Source organism: Pseudomonas sp. BW16M2 (assembly GCF_014268865.1).
Taxonomy (GTDB): domain Bacteria; phylum Pseudomonadota; class Gammaproteobacteria; order Pseudomonadales; family Pseudomonadaceae; genus Aquipseudomonas; species Aquipseudomonas peradeniyensis.
The window spans coordinates 42,450-61,059 of the sequence record NZ_JABWRI010000036.1 but is presented as its reverse complement, the minus strand read 5'-3'; the positions used below and the strand labels follow the sequence as shown (position 1 = coordinate 61,059).

The 18,610-nt window shown below is 64.7% G+C and carries 18 protein-coding genes; 11 read left to right on the top strand and 7 right to left on the bottom strand.

What is annotated here, in order from left to right; genetic code table 11:
* Both HU735_RS23805 and HU735_RS23800 read right to left on the bottom strand, forming a co-directional pair.
* Positions 1-1,352, bottom strand: a 1,352-nt coding sequence (locus HU735_RS23805) for a T6SS effector BTH_I2691 family protein (RefSeq protein ID WP_276568888.1), incomplete at its 3' end; no start/stop codon positions are given.
* Between the two features lie 235 nt (positions 1,353-1,587).
* Positions 1,588-2,499 carry a LysR family transcriptional regulator gene (locus HU735_RS23800; protein ID WP_186715774.1) on the bottom strand — a complete coding sequence of 304 codons (912 nt, stop codon included), beginning with the start codon at positions 2,497-2,499 and terminating at the stop codon, positions 1,588-1,590.
* A 129-nt stretch (positions 2,500-2,628) separates the two neighbouring features.
* On the opposite strand from HU735_RS23800, the gene HU735_RS23795 reads away from it, so the two are divergent.
* From HU735_RS23795 to HU735_RS23775, 5 genes are all read left to right on the top strand, one after another.
* Positions 2,629-3,915, top strand: coding sequence for an MFS transporter (locus HU735_RS23795; protein WP_186715773.1), 1,287 nt, complete (start codon positions 2,629-2,631; stop codon positions 3,913-3,915).
* Between the two features lie 10 nt (positions 3,916-3,925).
* Positions 3,926-4,705: a 5-oxoprolinase subunit PxpA gene (locus HU735_RS23790; protein WP_186715771.1), complete on the top strand. Its 780-nt coding sequence runs from the start codon at positions 3,926-3,928 to the stop codon at positions 4,703-4,705.
* Positions 4,702-5,397 (top strand): 5-oxoprolinase subunit PxpB, encoded by a 696-nt coding sequence (pxpB, locus tag HU735_RS23785; RefSeq protein WP_186715769.1) that lies wholly within the window; start codon positions 4,702-4,704, stop codon positions 5,395-5,397. Before HU735_RS23790 ends, pxpB begins: the two co-directional genes overlap by 4 nt.
* Positions 5,394-6,332 (top strand): biotin-dependent carboxyltransferase family protein, encoded by a 939-nt coding sequence (locus tag HU735_RS23780; RefSeq protein ID WP_186715761.1) that lies wholly within the window; start codon positions 5,394-5,396, stop codon positions 6,330-6,332. Before pxpB ends, HU735_RS23780 begins: the two co-directional genes overlap by 4 nt.
* A gap of 179 nt (positions 6,333-6,511) precedes the next feature.
* Complete coding sequence (locus HU735_RS23775) at positions 6,512-7,333, top strand: RHS repeat-associated core domain-containing protein (protein ID WP_238349891.1); 822 nt, start codon at positions 6,512-6,514, stop codon at positions 7,331-7,333.
* Positions 7,334-7,392: 59 nt separating this feature from the next.
* Here the strand turns inward: HU735_RS23775 and HU735_RS23770 are convergent, their stop codons facing one another.
* Both HU735_RS23770 and HU735_RS23765 read right to left on the bottom strand, forming a co-directional pair.
* Complete coding sequence (locus HU735_RS23770) at positions 7,393-8,571, bottom strand: VWA domain-containing protein (RefSeq protein WP_186715757.1); 1,179 nt, start codon at positions 8,569-8,571, stop codon at positions 7,393-7,395.
* Between the two features lie 13 nt (positions 8,572-8,584).
* The gene (locus HU735_RS23765) at positions 8,585-9,430 is read right to left on the bottom strand and encodes a MoxR family ATPase (RefSeq protein ID WP_054883962.1); all 846 of its coding nucleotides are present in this window, start codon (positions 9,428-9,430) and stop codon (positions 8,585-8,587) included.
* Between the two features lie 228 nt (positions 9,431-9,658).
* On the opposite strand from HU735_RS23765, the gene cysK reads away from it, so the two are divergent.
* From cysK to HU735_RS23750, 3 genes are all read left to right on the top strand, one after another.
* Positions 9,659-10,633, top strand: a complete 975-nt coding sequence (gene cysK, locus HU735_RS23760; protein WP_186715755.1) for a cysteine synthase A — start codon at positions 9,659-9,661, stop codon at positions 10,631-10,633.
* A 261-nt stretch (positions 10,634-10,894) separates the two neighbouring features.
* On the top strand, positions 10,895-11,830 hold the full coding sequence (locus tag HU735_RS23755; protein ID WP_028693043.1) for an aspartyl/asparaginyl beta-hydroxylase domain-containing protein: 936 nt from the start codon (positions 10,895-10,897) through the stop codon (positions 11,828-11,830).
* A 381-nt stretch (positions 11,831-12,211) separates the two neighbouring features.
* Positions 12,212-13,093 (top strand): DMT family transporter, encoded by an 882-nt coding sequence (locus HU735_RS23750; protein WP_186715747.1) that lies wholly within the window; start codon positions 12,212-12,214, stop codon positions 13,091-13,093.
* A gap of 39 nt (positions 13,094-13,132) precedes the next feature.
* Here HU735_RS23750 and HU735_RS23745 read toward each other — a convergent pair whose 3' ends face one another.
* Positions 13,133-14,008: a DMT family transporter gene (locus HU735_RS23745; RefSeq protein WP_110739181.1), complete on the bottom strand. Its 876-nt coding sequence runs from the start codon at positions 14,006-14,008 to the stop codon at positions 13,133-13,135.
* Positions 14,009-14,232: 224 nt separating this feature from the next.
* On the opposite strand from HU735_RS23745, the gene aceK reads away from it, so the two are divergent.
* Positions 14,233-15,948 (top strand): bifunctional isocitrate dehydrogenase kinase/phosphatase, encoded by a 1,716-nt coding sequence (gene aceK, locus HU735_RS23740; RefSeq protein ID WP_186715745.1) that lies wholly within the window; start codon positions 14,233-14,235, stop codon positions 15,946-15,948.
* A 50-nt stretch (positions 15,949-15,998) separates the two neighbouring features.
* Here aceK and HU735_RS23735 read toward each other — a convergent pair whose 3' ends face one another.
* The gene (locus tag HU735_RS23735; RefSeq protein WP_186715743.1) at positions 15,999-16,859 is read right to left on the bottom strand and encodes a DUF6279 family lipoprotein; all 861 of its coding nucleotides are present in this window, start codon (positions 16,857-16,859) and stop codon (positions 15,999-16,001) included.
* A 130-nt stretch (positions 16,860-16,989) separates the two neighbouring features.
* On the opposite strand from HU735_RS23735, the gene HU735_RS23730 reads away from it, so the two are divergent.
* On the top strand, positions 16,990-17,826 hold the full coding sequence (locus HU735_RS23730; RefSeq protein WP_028693048.1) for a S1-like domain-containing RNA-binding protein: 837 nt from the start codon (positions 16,990-16,992) through the stop codon (positions 17,824-17,826).
* On the opposite strand, the gene HU735_RS23725 is transcribed toward HU735_RS23730, so the two are convergent.
* Complete coding sequence (locus HU735_RS23725) at positions 17,827-18,207, bottom strand: hypothetical protein (protein WP_186715741.1); 381 nt, start codon at positions 18,205-18,207, stop codon at positions 17,827-17,829.
* A gap of 211 nt (positions 18,208-18,418) precedes the next feature.
* Here HU735_RS23725 and HU735_RS23720 point away from each other — a divergent pair, with 211 nt between their 5' ends.
* On the top strand, positions 18,419-18,598 hold the full coding sequence (locus HU735_RS23720; RefSeq protein WP_186661155.1) for a CsbD family protein: 180 nt from the start codon (positions 18,419-18,421) through the stop codon (positions 18,596-18,598).
* Positions 18,599-18,610 lie beyond the last annotated feature (12 nt).

Below are 18,610 nucleotides of genomic sequence, written 5' to 3'. Positions count from 1 at the left end.
TCCAGTTCCTGTTGCCACAGCCGTTGGCTCGCGCCGAGCGCGGCGCCGTCCTGCGGTTGGGTTTCGCTGGGGCCGCCATACAGGCAGGTGCCCAGCATGCGCACGAAGTACTCCGCCGAGCGCCAGTCGATGGCGCTGTAGTCGTTGTAGGCGATGCGTTGAAACGCCGGGGCGGCGTAGAGCTCGGCGTACAAGGTGGCCAGCTGGTCGATCAGCTGTTGGAGGTTGTGCAGTTCGGTCTCGTAGGCGCTGGCGAAGGCGCTGCGTTCGCCCTCGTCGTAGCGTTCCTCGAAGCGTTCCCGTGCCTCCTGCTGCTTGCGTTCGATCCTGCGCGGCAACTGGGCCTCGACATCCACGGCGGGGAGGGGAGCCTTGGCGGCGAGCAGGGGGCTGCTGTTCCAGCGCTCCACCTCCCGTGCTTCTCGCTCGACTTCGGCGGCGGCCTCGCTGGCGGCCAGCGTGGCGTTCAGCTCGCGAATGCCGAGCAGGGCCAGGGAGGTGAAATGCTCGAAGTGCCGTTGCGGCTCGGCGCGCCAGGCCTGCAGGGCCTGGACCCAGGCGAGGCGTTGCGCGTTGCACTCCTGGACCATGCCGACGGGGTCGGGCACCGTCAGCGCGAGCACGCCGTCGGCGAGTTCTTCGCGTTGTATCAGGGCACCGATGTACGTACGCGTGGCCGCCAGGCGCTCGAGGCGTGGGTAGAAGCCATGGACGCTGGTGAAGGGGCCGGTGCTTGGCACGGCGTATTCCAGGACCTCGTCGAGTTGCAAGCGGTCTGCGTGCATGGCCCGTCCCACGCTGCCGGGCGCTTCGCGGGCCGCTTTAAGGTCGAGTGTCAGAAAGCGGCTGGTGAGCTCGGGGTCGTTGTTCGCGATGGCGTGCTTGTACTGGTCCAGCACGGGCTTGGGCCAGGGATCGTTGGCGAAGGCGATCCAGGCGGTCGAGTACAGCAGGGTGTTGATGTTGATGAACGACGCGATGACATCGTGATGTTCTTGCCGGCAGGCCGTGGACAAGGGTTTGCCGGCTTGCGGGGGTGGCTGGAAGGCCGGGAACTGGCGCAGTGCCCCTTCGGGGGTGACCTGGTAGGCGTGCCAGACCCGTTGGTCGAGCAGCACGTAGACATAGCCCTGGCGCAGGATGCGCAACTGTTCGTTGTGCATGGGGATGCCGGCGACACCGTTGTAGTTGGGCAGGTTGCGCGTGCTCAGGGTCTTGGGGCTGGGGGCGTAGGCGGTCCGCAGCAGGAGGATGGGCAGGCCGATACGCTGGCAGGCGGAACAGCGGGGCTTGGGGACGGGGATGGCTTGGCGTTGTGCGTCCAGGATGGACTGACTGAGGCTGAGGGTCATGGATAGCTCCGTGCCAGCGGCTCGAAGCGGCAATTCAGATCGGATTGAGTAGGCATGGAAAGTCCCTGTCCAGTTTTGCCGTGCTCTCCGGAGAAGGAGAAGCCGTTACAGGACAGTGACCTTAGGAGCGATACAGGAGGAAGTCTCGATCATGACTTCCTAAATGGTCGTGGGAAAATTCTCTGTTTTTAGCTTTATGGATTCGAGGGTCATGAGTTAGCCCGCGACGGGCCTTTCAGACCAGCACGATCCGCTGCCCGCCCACATCCCGCGCATAGCGCTCCAGCACCTGCCGGCACACGCCCACCACCTCGTCCACCAGCGCCACGCCGGTCTGCCAGGCCACCACCAGCTCCAGGCTCGGCGGTGGCTGCAAGCCTTCCAGCAACACCAGCTCGCCGCGGCTCAGTTCGCCATCCACCAGCGCCGGCGGCAGTGCGCCGATGCCGAATCCGTCGCGCAGCAGGCGAGTGATGGCCGCCACCGAGTTCACGCAGTTCAGGCGCGGCGCCTCGGCCCCGGCGGCCTGCAGCAGGCCGAGCACCTCCTGGTGCGGCCGCGAGTTCTTCGAAAAGGTGACGATGCGCTCGCGGGCCAGTTCCGCCAGCGAGGCGTAGGTGCGGTGGTGCGGGGAACCGGCGGCGACGATCCAGCCCATCGGGTAGCGCGCCAGGTCGTGGCTGCGGACCGACTGCTCGCGCAGCAGGTCGGTCTGCAGGATCACGTCGAGAAATCCCTTCTGCAACTGCTCGCGCAGGTTCAGCGCGGTATCGGCCACCAGCTCGATCTCCACCTGCGGGTAGCGCTCGCCCAGTTCCGCCACCAGGGCGCTCATCCAGGTGTGGATGACCGTGTCCATCACCCCCAGGCGGATGCGCCCGGTCTTGGCCCGGTCGCTGTCCAGCGACTGCTTCATGGCCTTGGCGGTGTCGAGCATGCGCTCGGCGTACTCCAGCACCTTGGCGCCTTCCGGCGTCAGGCTGACCCCGCGGGAGTCGCGCAGCAGCAGTTTCACGCCCAGGTCGGCTTCCAGCGCGGCGATGCGGCTGGACACCGAGGCCTGGGTGGTGAACAGCTTCTCGGCGGTGAGGCGGAAGCTCCTGAGCCGGGCGACCCAGACGAAGGTTTCGAGGAAACGAAGGTTCATGATCAGTTTTTCTTGTTCCAGACCGGCGGTTTTTCTCGTTGGACGCAGGCGGCGCGGCCTCTGAACATGAAGCCCAGGCCGCGACGCCCGACGTCGCCCATAGAACAATACCAACAAGCCGAGGCAACCATGAACCCGACCGGCGTGCAGCAGCAGGCCCCCGCCCGAACCTCGAGCGGCCCCTTCGCCTGGTACCGCGACATCGACTCCCAGCAACGACGCACCTTCTGGAGCTGCAAGATCGGCTACGGCCTGGACGGCATGGACACCCAGATGCTGAGTTTCGTCATCCCCACCCTGATCATGGTGTGGGGCATCAGCACCGCCGAGGCCGGGTTGATCCACACCAGCACCTTGATCGCCTCGGCCCTGGGCGGCTGGATCGCCGGCATTCTGTCCGACCGCATCGGGCGGGTGCGCACCCTGCAGCTGACGGTGCTGTGGTTCGCCTTTTTCACCTTCCTCTGCGGCTTCGCCCAGAGCTACGAGCAACTGCTGATCGCCCGCACCCTGATGGGCTTCGGCTTCGGCGGCGAATGGACCGCCGGCGCGGTGCTGATCGGCGAGGTGATCCGTGCCCAGGACCGTGGCAAGGCGGTGGGCATGGTGCAGTCGGGCTGGGCCATCGGCTGGGGCCTGACGGCGATCCTCTATGCCCTGCTGTTCTCCTGGCTGCCGGCCGAGCAGGCCTGGCGCGCGCTGTTCCTGCTGGGCCTGCTGCCAGCGATCTTCGTGATCTTCGTCCGGCGCCTGGTCAAGGACCCGGAGATCTACCGTCAGGCCAAGGCCGTCGAGCATGCCGAGGCGCCTGCGCAGTTCTACGAGATCTTCGCCCCCGGCATGCTCTGGACCACGATCCGCGCCTCGCTGCTGACCACCGGCGCCCTGGGCGGCTACTACGCCATCACCTCGTGGCTGCCGACCTTCCTCAAGAACGAGCGCGGCCTGAGCGTGCTGGGCACCGGCGGCTACCTGGCGATGGTCATTGTCGGCTCCTACATCGGCTACGTGGTCAGCGCCTACCTGTGCGACCTGCTGGGGCGCAGGAAGAACTTCATCCTGTTCGCCGTGGGCTCGTTCGTCATCGTCCTGCTCTACACGCAGATGCCGGTCAGCGACGGGGTGATGCTGTGGCTGGGCTTCCCCCTGGGCTTCTTTGCTTCGGGCATCTTCAGCGGCATGGGCTCGTTCCTCACCGAACTGTTCCCGACCCGGATCCGCGGATCGGGGCAGGGCTTCTGCTACAACATCGGCAAGGTGGTCGCGGCCATGTTCCCGTTGCTGATCGGCCTGCTCGGCGAGAAAGTGCCGTTGGGCCTGGGGATTGGCGCCTTCGCCGCGGTGTCCTACGGTGTGGTGATCCTGGCGGCCCTGAGCTTGCCGGAAACCCGCGGCAAAGCGCTCCAGGCGCGCTAAGGTAGGCATCATGAACATTGATACGGAGGTCCGCCAGGTGAAACGCCTGCTACTCAATTGCGACATGGGCGAGAGCTTCGGCAACTGGCGCATGGGCCAGGACGCCAAGGTCATGCCATTCATCGACTGCGCCAACATCGCCTGCGGCTACCACGCCGGCGACCCGGGCACCATGCGCCGCACCGTGGCCCTGGCCCTGGAGCACCGGGTGGCCATCGGCGCGCACCCGGCCTACCCGGACCTGATGGGCTTCGGCCGCCGTTCCATGGCCTGCAGCAGCGACGAGATCCGCGACCTGCTGCACTACCAGATCGGCGCCCTGGACGGCATCTGCCGGGTGCTCGGCGGCCGGGTGGCCTACGTCAAGCCCCACGGCGCGCTGTACAACGACATGATGGCCAACCCGGAGATCCTGCGCACCGTGCTCGAAGCGGTGGCGGCGTTCGACAGCGGCCTGCCGCTGATGCTCATGGCCACCGCCGACGACAGCGCCGCCCAGGCCCTGGGCGATGAAGTCGGCGTGCCGCTGTGGTTCGAGGCCTTCGCCGACCGTGGCTACACCGCCAGCGGGCACCTGATGTCGCGGCGCTTGCCGAACGCTGTGCACCACGATCCGGCGCTGGTGGTCGAGCAGGCCTTGCGCCTGGCCAAGGGCGAGGCCCTGGTGGCTGACGACGGCAGCGATGTGCGCTTGAACGCCAGCACCCTGTGCGTGCACGGCGACAACGACGGCTCGGTGGCCGCCGTGCGCCAGATCCGCCAGGCCCTGGATGCACTGGAGCAAGCATGACGCCACGTATCGAGGTGGTGGCCATCGACAGCCTGATGGTGCGGCTGTTCGATGCCATCGATGAAGGCAACATGCCTTGGATCCTCGCCGCCAGCCAGCGTTTGCGGGACGCTTTCGGCCAACAGCTGATCGACCTGGTGCCGTCCTACACCACGCTGATGGTGCAGTTCGACCTGGCGCCGGGCGAGGCGCGCCAGCGTATCCTGCAGGCGCTGGAGGGCCTGCGGCCGGATGCCGGCCAGGCCGGGCGCCGGCACGAGATCCCGGTGTGGTACCACGCCAGCGTCGGCCCCGAGCTGCCGGTGCTGGCCACGCGCGCAGGGATGAGCGAGGTCGAGGTAATCCGCCTGCATTGTGCTCGCGACTACCCGGTGTTCGCCCTGGGTTTCGCGCCGGGCTTCGGCTTCATGGGCCTGGTCGACGAACGCCTGGCCACGCCGCGCCTGAGCACCCCGCGCAAGCGCGTGGCGGCGGGCAGCGTCGGCATCGCCGAGCGCCAGACTGCCGCCTATCCGGCCGTGTCGCCGGGTGGCTGGAACCTGATCGGTCGCACGCCGGTGCGCCTGTTCGACCGCGAGCGCGAGGGCTACAGCCTGCTGCAGCCTGGCGATAGGGTGCGTTTCGTGGCCGTCGAACGGGCCGAATTCATCAACCTGGGCGGTGACGACAGCCCGCTGGAGGCCCAGGCATGAGCCAGTTGAGAGTCGAGGCCAGCACCGCGCTGTGCCTGTTGCAGGATGCCGGGCGTTTCGGTGTGCGGCACCTGGGCGTGACCCAGGGCGGCGCGCTGGACTGGGTGGCGATGCGCTGGGCCAACTGGCTGTTGGGCAATGCCCTGGACAGCGCCGTGGTGGAGATTGCGCTTGGCGGCTTCAGCGTGGTCGCCGAGCAGGACTGCGTGCTGGCGCTGGCCGGGGCAGACTTGGATGCGCAGGTCGACGGGCAGGCCGTGGCGCCCTGGACCAGTTTCAACCTGGGCAAGGGCCAGCGCCTGACGCTGCGTCAGCCTTGCCAGGGGGTACGTGCTTACCTGGCGGTGCCGGGCGGGTTCGTGGGCGAGTCGGTGCTGGGGAGTTGTTCCACCGTGGTACGGGAAGAACTAGGTGGAGTAGACGGCCAGGGCCGGGCATTGGTTAAAGGGGAGGTACTGCATGCTGCCGGGGCCATCGCGGGGCAAATCGGGGCGCCGAACCGCCGCTCCCACGTGCCCGAAGCGCTGCGGCCGGTGTATGCCGAGAAACCGGTATTGGACCTGGTGATGGGCGCGCAGATCGGTGACTTCGGCGGCACCAGCCTGTTCGAGGCGTTCAACCGTGACTGGACGCTGGACAGCCGGGCCGATCGCATGGGTATTCGCCTGCTCGGGCCGCAACTGGTCTACCAGGGCGCGCCGATGATCTCCGAGGGAATTCCGCTCGGCGCCGTGCAGGTTCCGCCGGATGGGCAGCCGATCGTGTTGCTCAATGACCGGCAGACCATCGGTGGGTATCCAAGGCTGGGGGCGTTGACGTCGTTGGCGCTGGCGCAGCTGGCGCAGTGCATGCCGGGGACTGCGGTGCGGTTTCGGGCCGTGGTGCAGGATCTGGCATGGACCGAGCTGAAAGCTTATAGCGAGCGCTGGCGGTAATCGCTGAGTTGACAGCGGCAAGGATTACTTGCAGGTAACTGGCAGTTTTGTCAGTTGTCGCTCCCCGGGCCTCTTGTCAGCATTTCCCAATACCACTCAGGTGTGATCGGAACGGGAGGCAGCCGATGGCTGCGCGATGCAAGATTGAGCTGTTAGCTGTCGACAGGTCCCGCTCGATAATGGCTGGCCAGCCAGCAGCTAGGCAGCCTGCATACAGTGCGTACGGCTACTGCGCAGATGCCGGGGAGGCAGCTTTTCTTGCGTTCAATGGAGAGCATTGGGACGCAGATGCCGAGGGTTACCTGCTGGGTAACGGGTACCGTTTGTACAGCCCTTCCTTGTTGCGTTTTTTATCTGCGGATGAGATGAGTCCATTCGGCAAGGGGGGGACCAATGCTTATGCCTATTGTGGTGGGGATCCGATAAATAACGTCGACCCCTCCGGCCGAGGGATTTTGCCAGTGGAGTGGGCTCATGCAATCAATTCAAAGGCGCAAAGAACCCTTTTCGATTCGGGGACATTAACTCCGTTCAGGAATCTGGGTATGGCTGAAACTGTCGATCCGTACCGACTGAAGGGGGACTTCAAGCGAGGTAATGTAGGGCCGGTAGTCAAGCAGGTGGGCATTGGGAATTTTGACTCTTTGATCGATGGCCATCCTGGTCAGGCGCGAAATGTTCTGATCGCCTTGGCCGAAAACGCACTTGCTTTGTTGAAGAATCCCAATATGGCTATCGTGTCGCAGCAAGAGGTTCGTGGTATTGCCGCTTTGGATGCAAAGGTCTTTGTTTGGCTAGCTTCTGGTCAAAACTATGACGCTGGCCAATATCCAACACTTCCACCATTGGCGGCAAATGCAGTTAACGCTCAGGGTTCCGTTGGAACAGTCAAGAGAATCTTAGAGCGAAGAGTGAAGTCTCTTAGGCAGGGTGAATCTATCGCCGCCGACGACTGGTATGCCAGTGATTTCACCTGGCGGCTAAGTTCAGCAAACTCTTGAACTTCATATGGGGGAAGGCTGCAGTCCCTTCCGCGAAAAGCGCAGCCCCCTCCTGAAGTTTACTTGGACAGGTAACGCATCCCGTCTTCCAACCCCTGCAAGGTCAGCGGAAACATCCTGTCCTCGATCAGGTCCCGCAGTAGATGGGTTGAAGCGGTGTACTCCCAGGCCTGCTTCGGATACGGGTTGATCCAGATGATCTTCCTGAATTTCTCCATGAAGCGCTGCATCCACACATACCCGGCCTCTTCGTTCCAGTGCTCGACGCTACCGCCCGGCTGGGTGATCTCGTAGGGCGCCATGGCCGCGTCGCCGACGAACACCACCTTGTAGTCGTCGCCGTACTTGTGCAGCAGGTCGAAGGTGGAGAAGCGCTCCGAGGTGCGGCGCAGGTTGTTCTTCCACACCGACTCGTAGATAAAGTTGTGGAAGTAGTAGTACTCCAGGTGCTTGAACTCGGTCTTGCAGGCCGAGAACAATTCCTCGCACACCTTCACGTGGGCGTCCATCGAACCGCCGATGTCGAACAGCAACAGCAGCTTGACCGTGTTGCGCCGCTCGGGGCGCATCTGGATGTTCAAGAGGCCTGCGTCACGGGCGGTGTGGTCGATGGTGCCGTCGATGTCCAGCTCTTCGGCGGCGCCTTCGCGGGCGAACTTGCGCAGGCGGCGCAGGGCCAGCTTGATGTTGCGCGTACCCAGCTCGACCTGATCGTCGAGGTTCTTGTACTCGCGCTGGTCCCACACCTTCACCGCCTTGCCCTGGCGTTTGCCGGCCTCGCCGACGCGGATGCCCTCGGGGTTGAAGCCGCCGGAGCCGAACGGGCTGGTGCCGCCGGTGCCGATCCACTTGTTGCCGCCGGCGTGGCGCTCCTTCTGCTCTTCGAGGCGTTTCTTGAACTCCTCGATCAGCTTGTCCAGGCCACCCAGGGACTGGATCTGCGCCCGTTCCTCGTCGGTCAGCGAACGCTCGAACTCCTTGCGCAGCCAGTCGTCGGGGATCAGGGCTTCGATATGCCGGTCGAGGTTCTCCAGCCCCTTGAAGTAGGCGGCGAATGCCCGGTCGAACTTGTCGAAATGGCGCTCGTCCTTCACCAGGATGGCCCGGGCCAGGTAGTAGAAGGCGTCCATGTCGGCGAACACCACGCCCTTCTGCAGGGCGTGATGCAGGTCGAGCAGCTCACGCACCGACACCGGTACCTTGGCCGCGCGCATTTCATTGAACAGGTTGAGCAGCATGGCCCGGCTCCTGTCAGCGGTTGCCGCGCCGGCTCATGAAGGCCAGGCGCTCGAGCAACTGCACGTCCTGCTCGTTCTTGACCAGGGCCCCGGCCAGCGGCGGGATGGCCTTGGTCGGGTCGCGTTCGCGCAGCACGGCCTCGCCGATGTTGTCGGCCATCAGCAGCTTGAGCCAGTCGACCAGTTCGGAGGTGGAGGGCTTTTTCTTCAGGCCCGGGACCTTGCGCACGTCGAAGAACACGTCCAACGCCTCGCTGACCAGCGACTGGCTGATGTTGGGATAGTGCACGTCGACGATCTGCTGCAGGGTGGAGCGGTCGGGGAAGGCGATGTAGTGGAAGAAGCAGCGGCGCAGGAAGGCGTCAGGCAGTTCCTTCTCGTTGTTGGAGGTGATGATAATGATCGGGCGCTGCTTGGCCTTGATGGTCTCGTCGATCTCGTAGACGTAGAACTCCATCTTGTCGAGTTCCTGCAACAGGTCATTGGGGAACTCGATGTCGGCCTTGTCGATCTCGTCGATCAGCAGGATCACCCGCTCGTCGGCCTCGAAGGCCTCCCACAGCTTGCCCTTCTTCAGGTAGTTGCGCACGTCGTGGACCTTGTCCACGCCCAACTGCGAGTCGCGCAGGCGGCTGACCGCGTCGTACTCGTACAGGCCCTGGTGGGCCTTGGTGGTGGACTTGATGTGCCAGGTGATCAGGCGGGCGCCGAAGGAGGCGGCGAGCTGCTCGGCAAGCATGGTCTTGCCGGTGCCCGGCTCGCCCTTGACCAGCAGCGGGCGCTCCAGGGTGATGGCCGCGTTGACCGCCAGCTTCAGGTCGTCTGTGGCGACGTAGTCGCGGGTGCCTTCGAACTTCATGAACCGATCCTCTGGGTGGCTGGGCTCGCCTCACTGCGGGGCAGCCAACGCATGTTTATTGATGTGTCAGCGACTATAACCCCGCACCCGCCGCCTGCAAACGCAGACCGGGTATTCAGTCCCTGAATGGTCCGTCACCCCCGGTAACAGAGCGGGCTTTACGCCCCACCCCGGCAGGCTTACCCTTTTAGGTCCACCTGCCAGCCCCTGCATTCAAGGACCCCTGCCATGAGCCGTATCTACGCCGACAACGCACATTCCATCGGCAACACGCCGCTGGTGCAGATCAACCGCATCGCCCCGCGCGGAGTGACCATCCTGGCCAAGATCGAGGGGCGCAACCCGGGTTATTCGGTGAAGTGCCGGATCGGCGCGAGCATGATCTGGGACGCCGAGAGCAGCGGCAAGCTGAAGCCGGGCATGACCATCGTCGAACCCACCTCGGGCAACACCGGCATCGGCCTGGCGTTCGTCGCCGCAGCCCGTGGCTACCGATTGGTGCTGACCATGCCGGACTCGATGAGCCTGGAGCGACGCAAGGTGTTGAAGGCACTGGGCGCCGAACTGGTGCTGACGGACAAGGCCAAGGGCATGAAGGGCGCCATCGAGAAGGCCAACGAGATCGTCGCCTCGGACCCTGCCCAGCACTTCCTGCCGGGTCAGTTCGACAACCCGGCCAACCCGGCCATCCACGAGAAGACCACCGGCCCGGAAATCTGGAACGACACCGACGGCGCGGTCGATGTGCTGGTGGCCGGTGTCGGCACCGGCGGTACCATCACCGGTGTGTCGCGTTATATCAAGCACACCCAGGGCAAATCGATCCTGTCGGTGGCGGTGGAACCGGTGAACTCGCCGCTGATCAGCCAGACCCTGGCCGGCGAGGAACTCAAGCCCACCCCGCACAAGATCCAGGGCATCGGTGCCGGTTTCGTGCCGAAGAACCTCGACCTGTCGATCGTCGACCAGGTCGAGACCGTTACCGAGGACGAGTCCAAGGCCATGGCCATCCGCCTGATGCAGGAGGAGGGCATCCTCTGCGGCATTTCCTGTGGCGCGGCGATGGCGGCGGCGGTGCGCCTGGCCGAGAAACCCGAGATGCAGGGCAAGACCATCGTGGTGATCCTGCCGGACTCGGGCGAGCGCTACCTGTCGAGCATGCTGTTCAGCGACATGTTTACTGAACAGGAAAACCAGCAGTAAGCCAGGGACTTCTGCGCAGCCCATCGCGGCACAAGGCCGCTCCTACAAGGAGGTCGCGATCGCCTGTAGGAGCGGCCTTGTGCCGCGAACGGGGCCCGGGATATCCGGGCCACCGCTGATCCGGCGCAATGTCGGCCTCTTTCGGTTATTGCACAATCCTTAACACTGCGATCCGGCACCGGTTGTTTTTACCCGGCCCGGATGGGTTTATGATGTCCGGCTATCTGGGGATGGCCAGATTTCCCCTCCAAGGAGTGTTGCATGACCTTTTCCTTCGTCGCCAAGGCAGGTGTCCTGCTGGTGTTCTTCGGCAGCGTGCTGTTCGTGCACCTGCGCGGCAAGGCGCGCCTGCCGGTGCTGCGCCAGTTCGTCAACCATTCGGCGCTGTTCGCCCCCTACAACAGCCTGATGTACCTGTTCTCCGGCGTGCCTTCCAAGCCCTACCTGGACCGCCAGCGCTTCCCCGAGCTGGATGTGCTCAAGGACAACTGGGAAGTGATCCGCGAAGAGGCCATGCGCCTGTTCGACGAGGGTTATATTCGCGCTGCCGAGAAAGACAACGACGCAGGCTTCGGGTCGTTCTTCAAGAAGGGCTGGAAGCGTTTCTACCTGAAGTGGTACGACAAGCCGCTGCCCTCGGCCGAGGCGCTGTGCCCGAAGACCGTCGAGCTGGTCAGCGGTATCCCCAACGTCAAGGGCGCGATGTTCGCCCTGTTGCCCGGTGGCAGCCACCTGAACCCGCACCGTGACCCGTTCGCCGGCTCCCTGCGCTACCACCTGGGCCTGTCCACGCCGAACTCGGACAACTGCCGCATCTACGTCGACGGCCAGCCCTACGCCTGGCGTGACGGTGAGGACGTGATGTTCGACGAGACCTTCGTGCACTGGGTCAAGAACGAGACCGATGTCACCCGCGTGATCCTGTTCTGCGACGTCGAGCGTCCGCTCAACAGCCCGCTGATGACCCGCATCAACCGCAAGGTCAGCGCCTTCCTCGGCCGTGCCACCGCGCCGCAGAACACCGATGACGAGCGCGTCGGCGGGATCAACCAGGCCTACGCCTGGAGCAAGCGCTTCAGCAATGTCATCAGCACCCGGGTCAAGCAGTTCAAGCGCGCCAACCCCAAGGCCTACCGCGTGCTGCGGCCGGTGCTGGCGGTTGTCGTCGCCTACGCGCTGTACCGCTGGCTGTTCTGATCCGGTTGTGCAAGCGCGTTCCCGCTCCTGGTGGGAGCGGGCTTGCCCCGCGATGATTCCCCCGCTATATTCCGAAACACTCTCTTCCCAGAAGACCTGCTCATGCCCGCCATCCCTTCCACCACCGCTTACGTTCTCGCGCCTGTCGCGGGCGTGGTCGTGCGTGGCAGCCAGCAGCCGGCCATGATCAGTCACTACCCACCACCTGTCAGTGGCGTCGTAGGCGGCGTAGCTCCGCCTCCTTGCGCAGTCGTGGTGCTGGGCTGATCGGCCGCTGGCCGCTCCCCACCGCACTCGCAACCTACTGAACACGGTCGGCTATCCCCGCAAGACGCGATAGGCCCTCCGTACGGCTCATTTGCCCGTATACAGGTGGCATACATGTCTGTTTTCAACAAAGCATCCGTGGCCTCGGCGGCCACTACCAGCCTGTTCGTCCTGCTGTGGAGCAGCGGGGCGATCGTTTCCAAGCTTGGCCTGGCCCAGGCCAGCCCTTTTGCCTTCCTGCTGCTGCGTTCGGCCCTGGCACTTGTCGGTCTGTTGCTGATCGGTCCGCTGCTCGGCTTGCGCTGGCCACGTACCCGGGGCGGCATTGTTCGCGCCCTGGGGACCGGCTGCGTGCTGCTGGGCGCCTACCAGATCTTCTACCTGCTGGCGCTCAATACCCATGTCACCCCCGGCGTCATGGCCACGGTCATGGGCGTGCAACCGATCCTTACCGTGGTGCTGATGGAACGCCAGCGCTCCTGGAGCCGGCTGTTCGGCCTAGGCCTGGGGCTTGGCGGCCTGGTGATGGTGGTCTATCAGGGCATCAACCTTGGCGGGGTATCCCTGGCGGGCATGCTGTTCGCCTTGCTGGCGCTGGCCAGCATGACCTGCGGCTCGATCCTGCAGAAGCGCATCACCGACAACCCGATGGGCACCTTGCCGCTGCAGTACCTGGCCGGATTTGCCCTGTGCGCGCTGTTCGCGCCGTTCCAGCCGTTGCATGTCGAGTGGAACGCCAGCTTCGTCGGCGCGCTGCTGTGGATGGGGCTGGTGGTTTCGCTGCTGGCCACGCTGCTGCTGTACCGGCTGATCGCCCGTGGCAACCTGGTCAATGTCACCAGCCTGTTCTATTTGGTGCCGGCGGTGACGGCGGTGATGGACTTCGCCATCTTCGGTAACCGCCTGGCGCCGCTCAGCCTGCTGGGAATGGGGTTGATCGTGGTCGGGTTGCTGTTCGTGTTCCGCAAGCCGGCGTTGCGCACGGCCGAGGCCTGAGTAAAGAAACGCTGGGAGCGGGGCAAGCCCGCTCCCACATCACGACCGTGCCGGGCGCAACACCAACCAGAGCGCCGCGGCGATCAGCAGGCCGCCATACAGGTGCGCCATCGACAGCGGCTCATCTAGCAGCCACGCGCCCCACAGCACGCCGAACACCGGGATCAGGAAGGTCACGGTACTGGCCTTGACCGGCCCGATCTCGTTCAGCAGGCGGAAGTACAGGATGTAGGCGAACGCGGTACACAGCAGCCCCAGGCCCAGCAGCGACAGCCACACCTGCCAGCCACCCCAGCTGGCCGGCGGCTGGGTCAATGCGCTCCAGGCGAACAGCGGGCTCAGCAGCAGGGTGGCGCCGAGCATGCTGCCCAGGGCCGACAGACGGCTGTCCAGCGTTCCCACCCAGCGCCGCGCCAGGAAACCCGCGAAGCCGTAGCAGGTGGTCGCCGCCAGGCACGCCAGGGCGCCTTGCACCAGGGCCATGTCCAGCGCCACCGGGCCGGCGCCGCTGAGGATGCCGACGCCGAACAGACCGAGGAAGATCCCGCAGAGCTTGGGCAGGGTCATCGCCTCGCGGAAGAACAAGGTGCCGATCAGCACCCCCATCAGCGGCGTGGTGGCGTTGAAGATGGCCGAGTAGCCCGCCGGCAGCACCTGCGCCGCCACGGAATAGAACGTGGCCGGAATGCCCGAGTTGATCATGCCCAGCACCAGGCAGGCGCCCAGCTTGCCCTCGAAATTCCAGCGCACGCGGGCGGCGGCGAGGATGGCGATCAGCCCCAGGCAGGCGATCGACACGCGGAAAAAGGCGGTCGGCACGGTACCGAGCTCGGGAGCGATGATGCGCATGAACAGGAAGCTGGCACCCCAGACGGCGGCAAGGGTCAACAGACGGGCAAGGGCGATGGGGCTCACGGGTGGTCTCCGGCGGTGGGGCAGGGGCGCGAGTGTACGTCAGTGGGCAAGCGGGATTCTTGTGCTTTCTTGCTGTGTAAGCCTTATCGCGGGGCAAGCCCGCTCCCACGTGTGGAACACTGGCGACGTGGGAGCGGGCTTGCCCCGCGATAAGGTCCACACAGCCTGCGAGCCGCTTACGGACGACTAAGCTGTCTAACTCTACCTGCCATGAGATCCTGCGCATGACCCAACCCTGGCCCGCCGCCGACATCGCCCGGATGATCCTCGATGGCTTCGACGACTACCGCGAGCATTTTCGCCGCATCACCCTCGGTGCCCGCGAGCGCTTCGAGCAGGCGCGCTGGCAGGACATCCAGCGCGCCGCGGCGGCGCGGATCAACCTCTACGAAGAGAAGGTCGCCGAGGTCAGCGGCTGGCTGCGCCAGGGCTTCGAGGCCTCCCAACTGTTGGACGTCGAGCAGTGGCCGCTGGTGAAGAACGCCTATATCCGCCTGATCGACCCGCGGCTGGACGATGAGCTGTCCGAGACCTGGTACAACTCGCTGTTCTGCAGCCTGTTCAGCCATGACCAGATCAGCGACGGCTGCATGTTCATCCACACCACCCGCCCGTCCATGCGCGGCCACGAGCGCGCGGCGCAGACGCGCACTTATGCGCTGGACGACGGACTGAAGGGATTGCTGCGGGCGATCTTCGCCGATTACCGCTTCGATGTGCCCTACGGGGACCTGGAAGGCGACCTGTCGCGGTTGCAGGACCAACTGCGTGAATGCCTGCCCGACTGGGTGTGCAAGGACCCGGCGCTGGCGGTGGAGCTGTTCACCCCGGTGCTCTACCGCAACAAGGGCGCCTACCTGGTCGGGCGCCTGTACACCCCGGATGAGCAGTGGCCGCTGGTGATCCCGCTGCTGCACCGCGAAGGCCATGGCATCGAGGCCGATACGCTGATCACCGACGAGGCGGAGGTGTCGATCATCTTCTCCTTCACCCGTTCGTACTTCATGGTTGATGTGCCGGTGCCGGCAGAGTTCGTCAACTTCCTCAAGCGCATCCTGCCGGGCAAGCACATCGCCGAGCTGTACACCTCGATCGGCTTCTACAAGCACGGCAAGTCGGAGTTCTACCGCGCGCTGATCAACCACCTGGCCAACAGCGATGATCGCTTCATCATGGCGCCGGGGGTGCGGGGGATGGTGATGAGCGTGTTCACCCTGCCGGGCTTCAACACCGTGTTCAAGATCATCAAGGACCGTTTCTCGCCGTCCAAGACCGTCGACCGCGCCACAGTGATCGAGAAGTACCGCCTGGTGAAGAGCGTGGACCGTGTCGGGCGCATGGCCGACACCCAGGAGTTCGCCGATTTTCGCTTCCCCCGCGCCAAGTTCGATCCCGACTGCCTCGCCGAGCTGCTGGAGGTGGCGCCCTCCACCGTGGCGCTGGAGGGGGACACGGTACTCATCCGTCACTGCTGGACCGAGCGGCGCATGACCCCGCTCAACCTTTACCTCGAACAGGCCAGCGAAGCCCAGGTGCTGGAGGCGCTGGAGGACTACGGGCTGGCGATCAAGCAGCTGGCGGCGGCCAACATCTTCCCCGGCGACATGCTGCTGAAGAACTTCGGCGTCACCCGCCATGGCCGGGTGGTGTTCTATGACTACGACGAGATCAGCTTCCTCACCGAGGTCAACTTCCGCCATATTCCGCCGCCGCGCTACCCGGAGGACGAGCTGTCGGGCGAGCCGTGGTACTCGATCGGGCCGCACGATGTGTTCCCCGAGGAGTTTCCGCCGTTCCTGTTCGCCGATATCGGCCAGCGCCGTTTGTTCAGCCGCCTGCATGGCGAGCTGTATGACGCCGATTACTGGAAAGGCCTGCAGGAAGCGATCCGGGCGGGGAAGGTGATCGATGTGTTTCCGTATCGGCGCAAGGGGCGCTGACTGGCGCCCCTACACGGGAAATGCGTATGGCTCGAGCAGTCCGGCCATCTTCAACCTTTCAGGCACTTGAGCTCACTGAAATCCGCCCTCACCTTGCTCAGGCGCTGCTGCAGGAACTGTTTCTGCGCAGGGCTGCTCTGCCTCATCAGATCGACCAGCAGGCTGCGCGCCTGCTGTTCGCTGTTCTCATAGGCCTGGCGGTACTCCGCCGTCCACAGGCTCTCCTTGCGTTGCAGCAGTTGCGCCAGGCGCGCTTCGAAGCCCGGTGTGGCGCGCTGGTCCATTGCCAGCACCAGTTGTTGCTGCCAGTGCGCGCGATTGGCGATCGACTGGCGGTTCTGGTCGCCCAGGGCCTGGGACCAGCTCATCACCCGCAAGCGTTGCTGCGCGCTGAGCTCACCCAGCCAGGGTTCCAGGCGCTTCTGCATGCGCGTGGCGCGCTGTTCGATCTGTTTGGGTAGCGGGGTTTCGTCATAGGTTTTGCGGCGCTTGTCGATGTCGGCGCGAAACGCCTGGCGCATCTCGGCGACCTGGTTGTCGCTCATCCCGCGCAGCAGTTCGGTGGCCGAGGGGGTGATCGCCGTGGCCACCCGGCCGATGGCCTGGCGGGCTTCGAGGGTGCGTTGCTCCAGGGCCTGGTCGGTGACCGCGTCGTCGGCCACCATCAGCCGCACCCGGTCGAGCCAGTCGAGGTAGCCGGGCAGTTGCGTTTTGCAGTGCCAAGCCAGTTGTTGCCTGAGCCGTTCGTCGAGCAGCTGTTTCTGCTCGCGGTTCATGTCCAGGTAATCGCCCAGCGACCAGGGCACCAGGCGGTCGAGGTTGCGGTAGGCCAGGTCGATGCGGCTGCAGGCCGCAAGCGCCAGGGCGAAGCCGATGACGAGCAGCAGGGCGTGGGGCAGGCGTTGGGGCATGAGCGAATCCTTGCACAGGCTGGCCAGGCGGTGGACGCAAGGTGGGCCCGAGGGTTCCGGCGCATGCGCGCTCGGGCGGACGGGCGGGTCAAGTGTTAGAATAGCCGCCTTGTCTTGAGGATCTTCGGAAATGGCTCTGCTTGGGCGTTACAACAGTTTGCAAATCGTGAAACACGTGGAATTCGGCCTGTACCTGGACGGCGGCGCCGACGGCGAGATCCTCCTGCCACGGCGCTACTTCCCCAAGGATGCCGAACTCGAGCTGGACGACTGGCTCAACGTGTTCATCTACCTCGACAGCGAGGACCAGCTGATCGCCACCACCGAAAAGCCGAAGATGCAGGTGGGCGAGTTCGCCAGCCTCAAGGTCAAGGACATCAACGGCGCGGGCATCTTCCTCGACTGGGGCCTGTCCAAGGACCTGCTGATGCCCTATTCGGAGGAGTCCCGGCCACTGAAGATCGGTGACTACTGCGTGGTCCACGCCTACCTGGACAAACGCACCCGGCGCATCACCGCCACCGCCAAGCTGGACCGCTACCTCGACCGCACCCCGGTGGACTACCAGGTCGGCCAGCCGGTCGAGCTGCTGGTGGCCGGCGAGACGCCGATGGGCTTCAAGGCGATCATCAACAACCGCCACTGGGGCCTGATCCACAAGAACGAAGTGTTCAAGTTCCTGCGTTCGGGCATGCACGAGAAGGGCTTCATCAAGGAAGTGCGCGCCGACGGCAAGATCGCCCTGAGCCTGCAGCCGGTGGGCCAGGCCCTGGCCGACGGCTTGCCCGAGCAGATCATGCAGCGCCTGGAGGCCAATGGCGGCGTGCTGGCGGTGTGCGACAAGAGCGATCCGGCGCTGATCAGCCAGATGTTCAATGTCAGCAAGGGCAACTTCAAGAAAGCCATCGGCGCACTGTTCAAGCAGGGCCGGATCGTCATCCATGACGATCGCATCGAGCGGGCCTGATCAGACCTGCACGAAGGTGCTGAAGTCCAGCTGCTCGCCACCCGGGCGGCTGTCGCGCAGCAGCGAGTCGCGGTCGGCGCTCAGGGCCAGGCTGATGGTCGAGCGGCGTTTGCCGGCGTTGCGCACTTCCATCTGCTCCTGGTGAGCGCGCAGGAAGTTGGTCGGCACCTTCAGGTGTTGCAGTTCATCGGTTTCCGGGGTGTGCAGCAGCAGGTTGACCCAGTCGGGCTGGCCTTTGCGCAGCAGCGCCACCGGCACCTCGAACCACCACAGGTTGCGCTTCTTGTCGAGGATGGCGAACAGGGTGTTGTCGCGGTTGAGCACCGGCCGGGTCAACGCTTCGTTACGGCGAGCGATGGCGGTGGGTTTGTCGAGTTTCATGCAGGTTCCTGCGGGTTGACGCTAGATTGGCCTGATATTGTGCGGGTGGGCTCATCGCGGGGCAAGTCGCATCGGCGCGCCGCCGTTCCCACGGGAAAACGCGAGGCCGTTGGGCTGGGACCAGGCAAACTAATTGAAACTCCTGCCGATGGCCGTGGGTCGATCAGGTGTCGACACGATTTCCCGTGTCTTTCCGGCAAGGAGACATCCCATGAGCGGCACCAAGGATAAAGCGAAAGGCCTGGCCAACGAGGCCGTGGGCAACATCAAGCAGGGCGTCGGCAAGGTGACCGGCAACGACAAGCTGCGCGCCGAGGGCAAGGCCCAGGAGTTGAAGGGCGAGGCGCAGCAGGCCGTGGGCAAGGTCAAGGATGCCGTGAAGAAACCTTGATCGCAGTGGCAT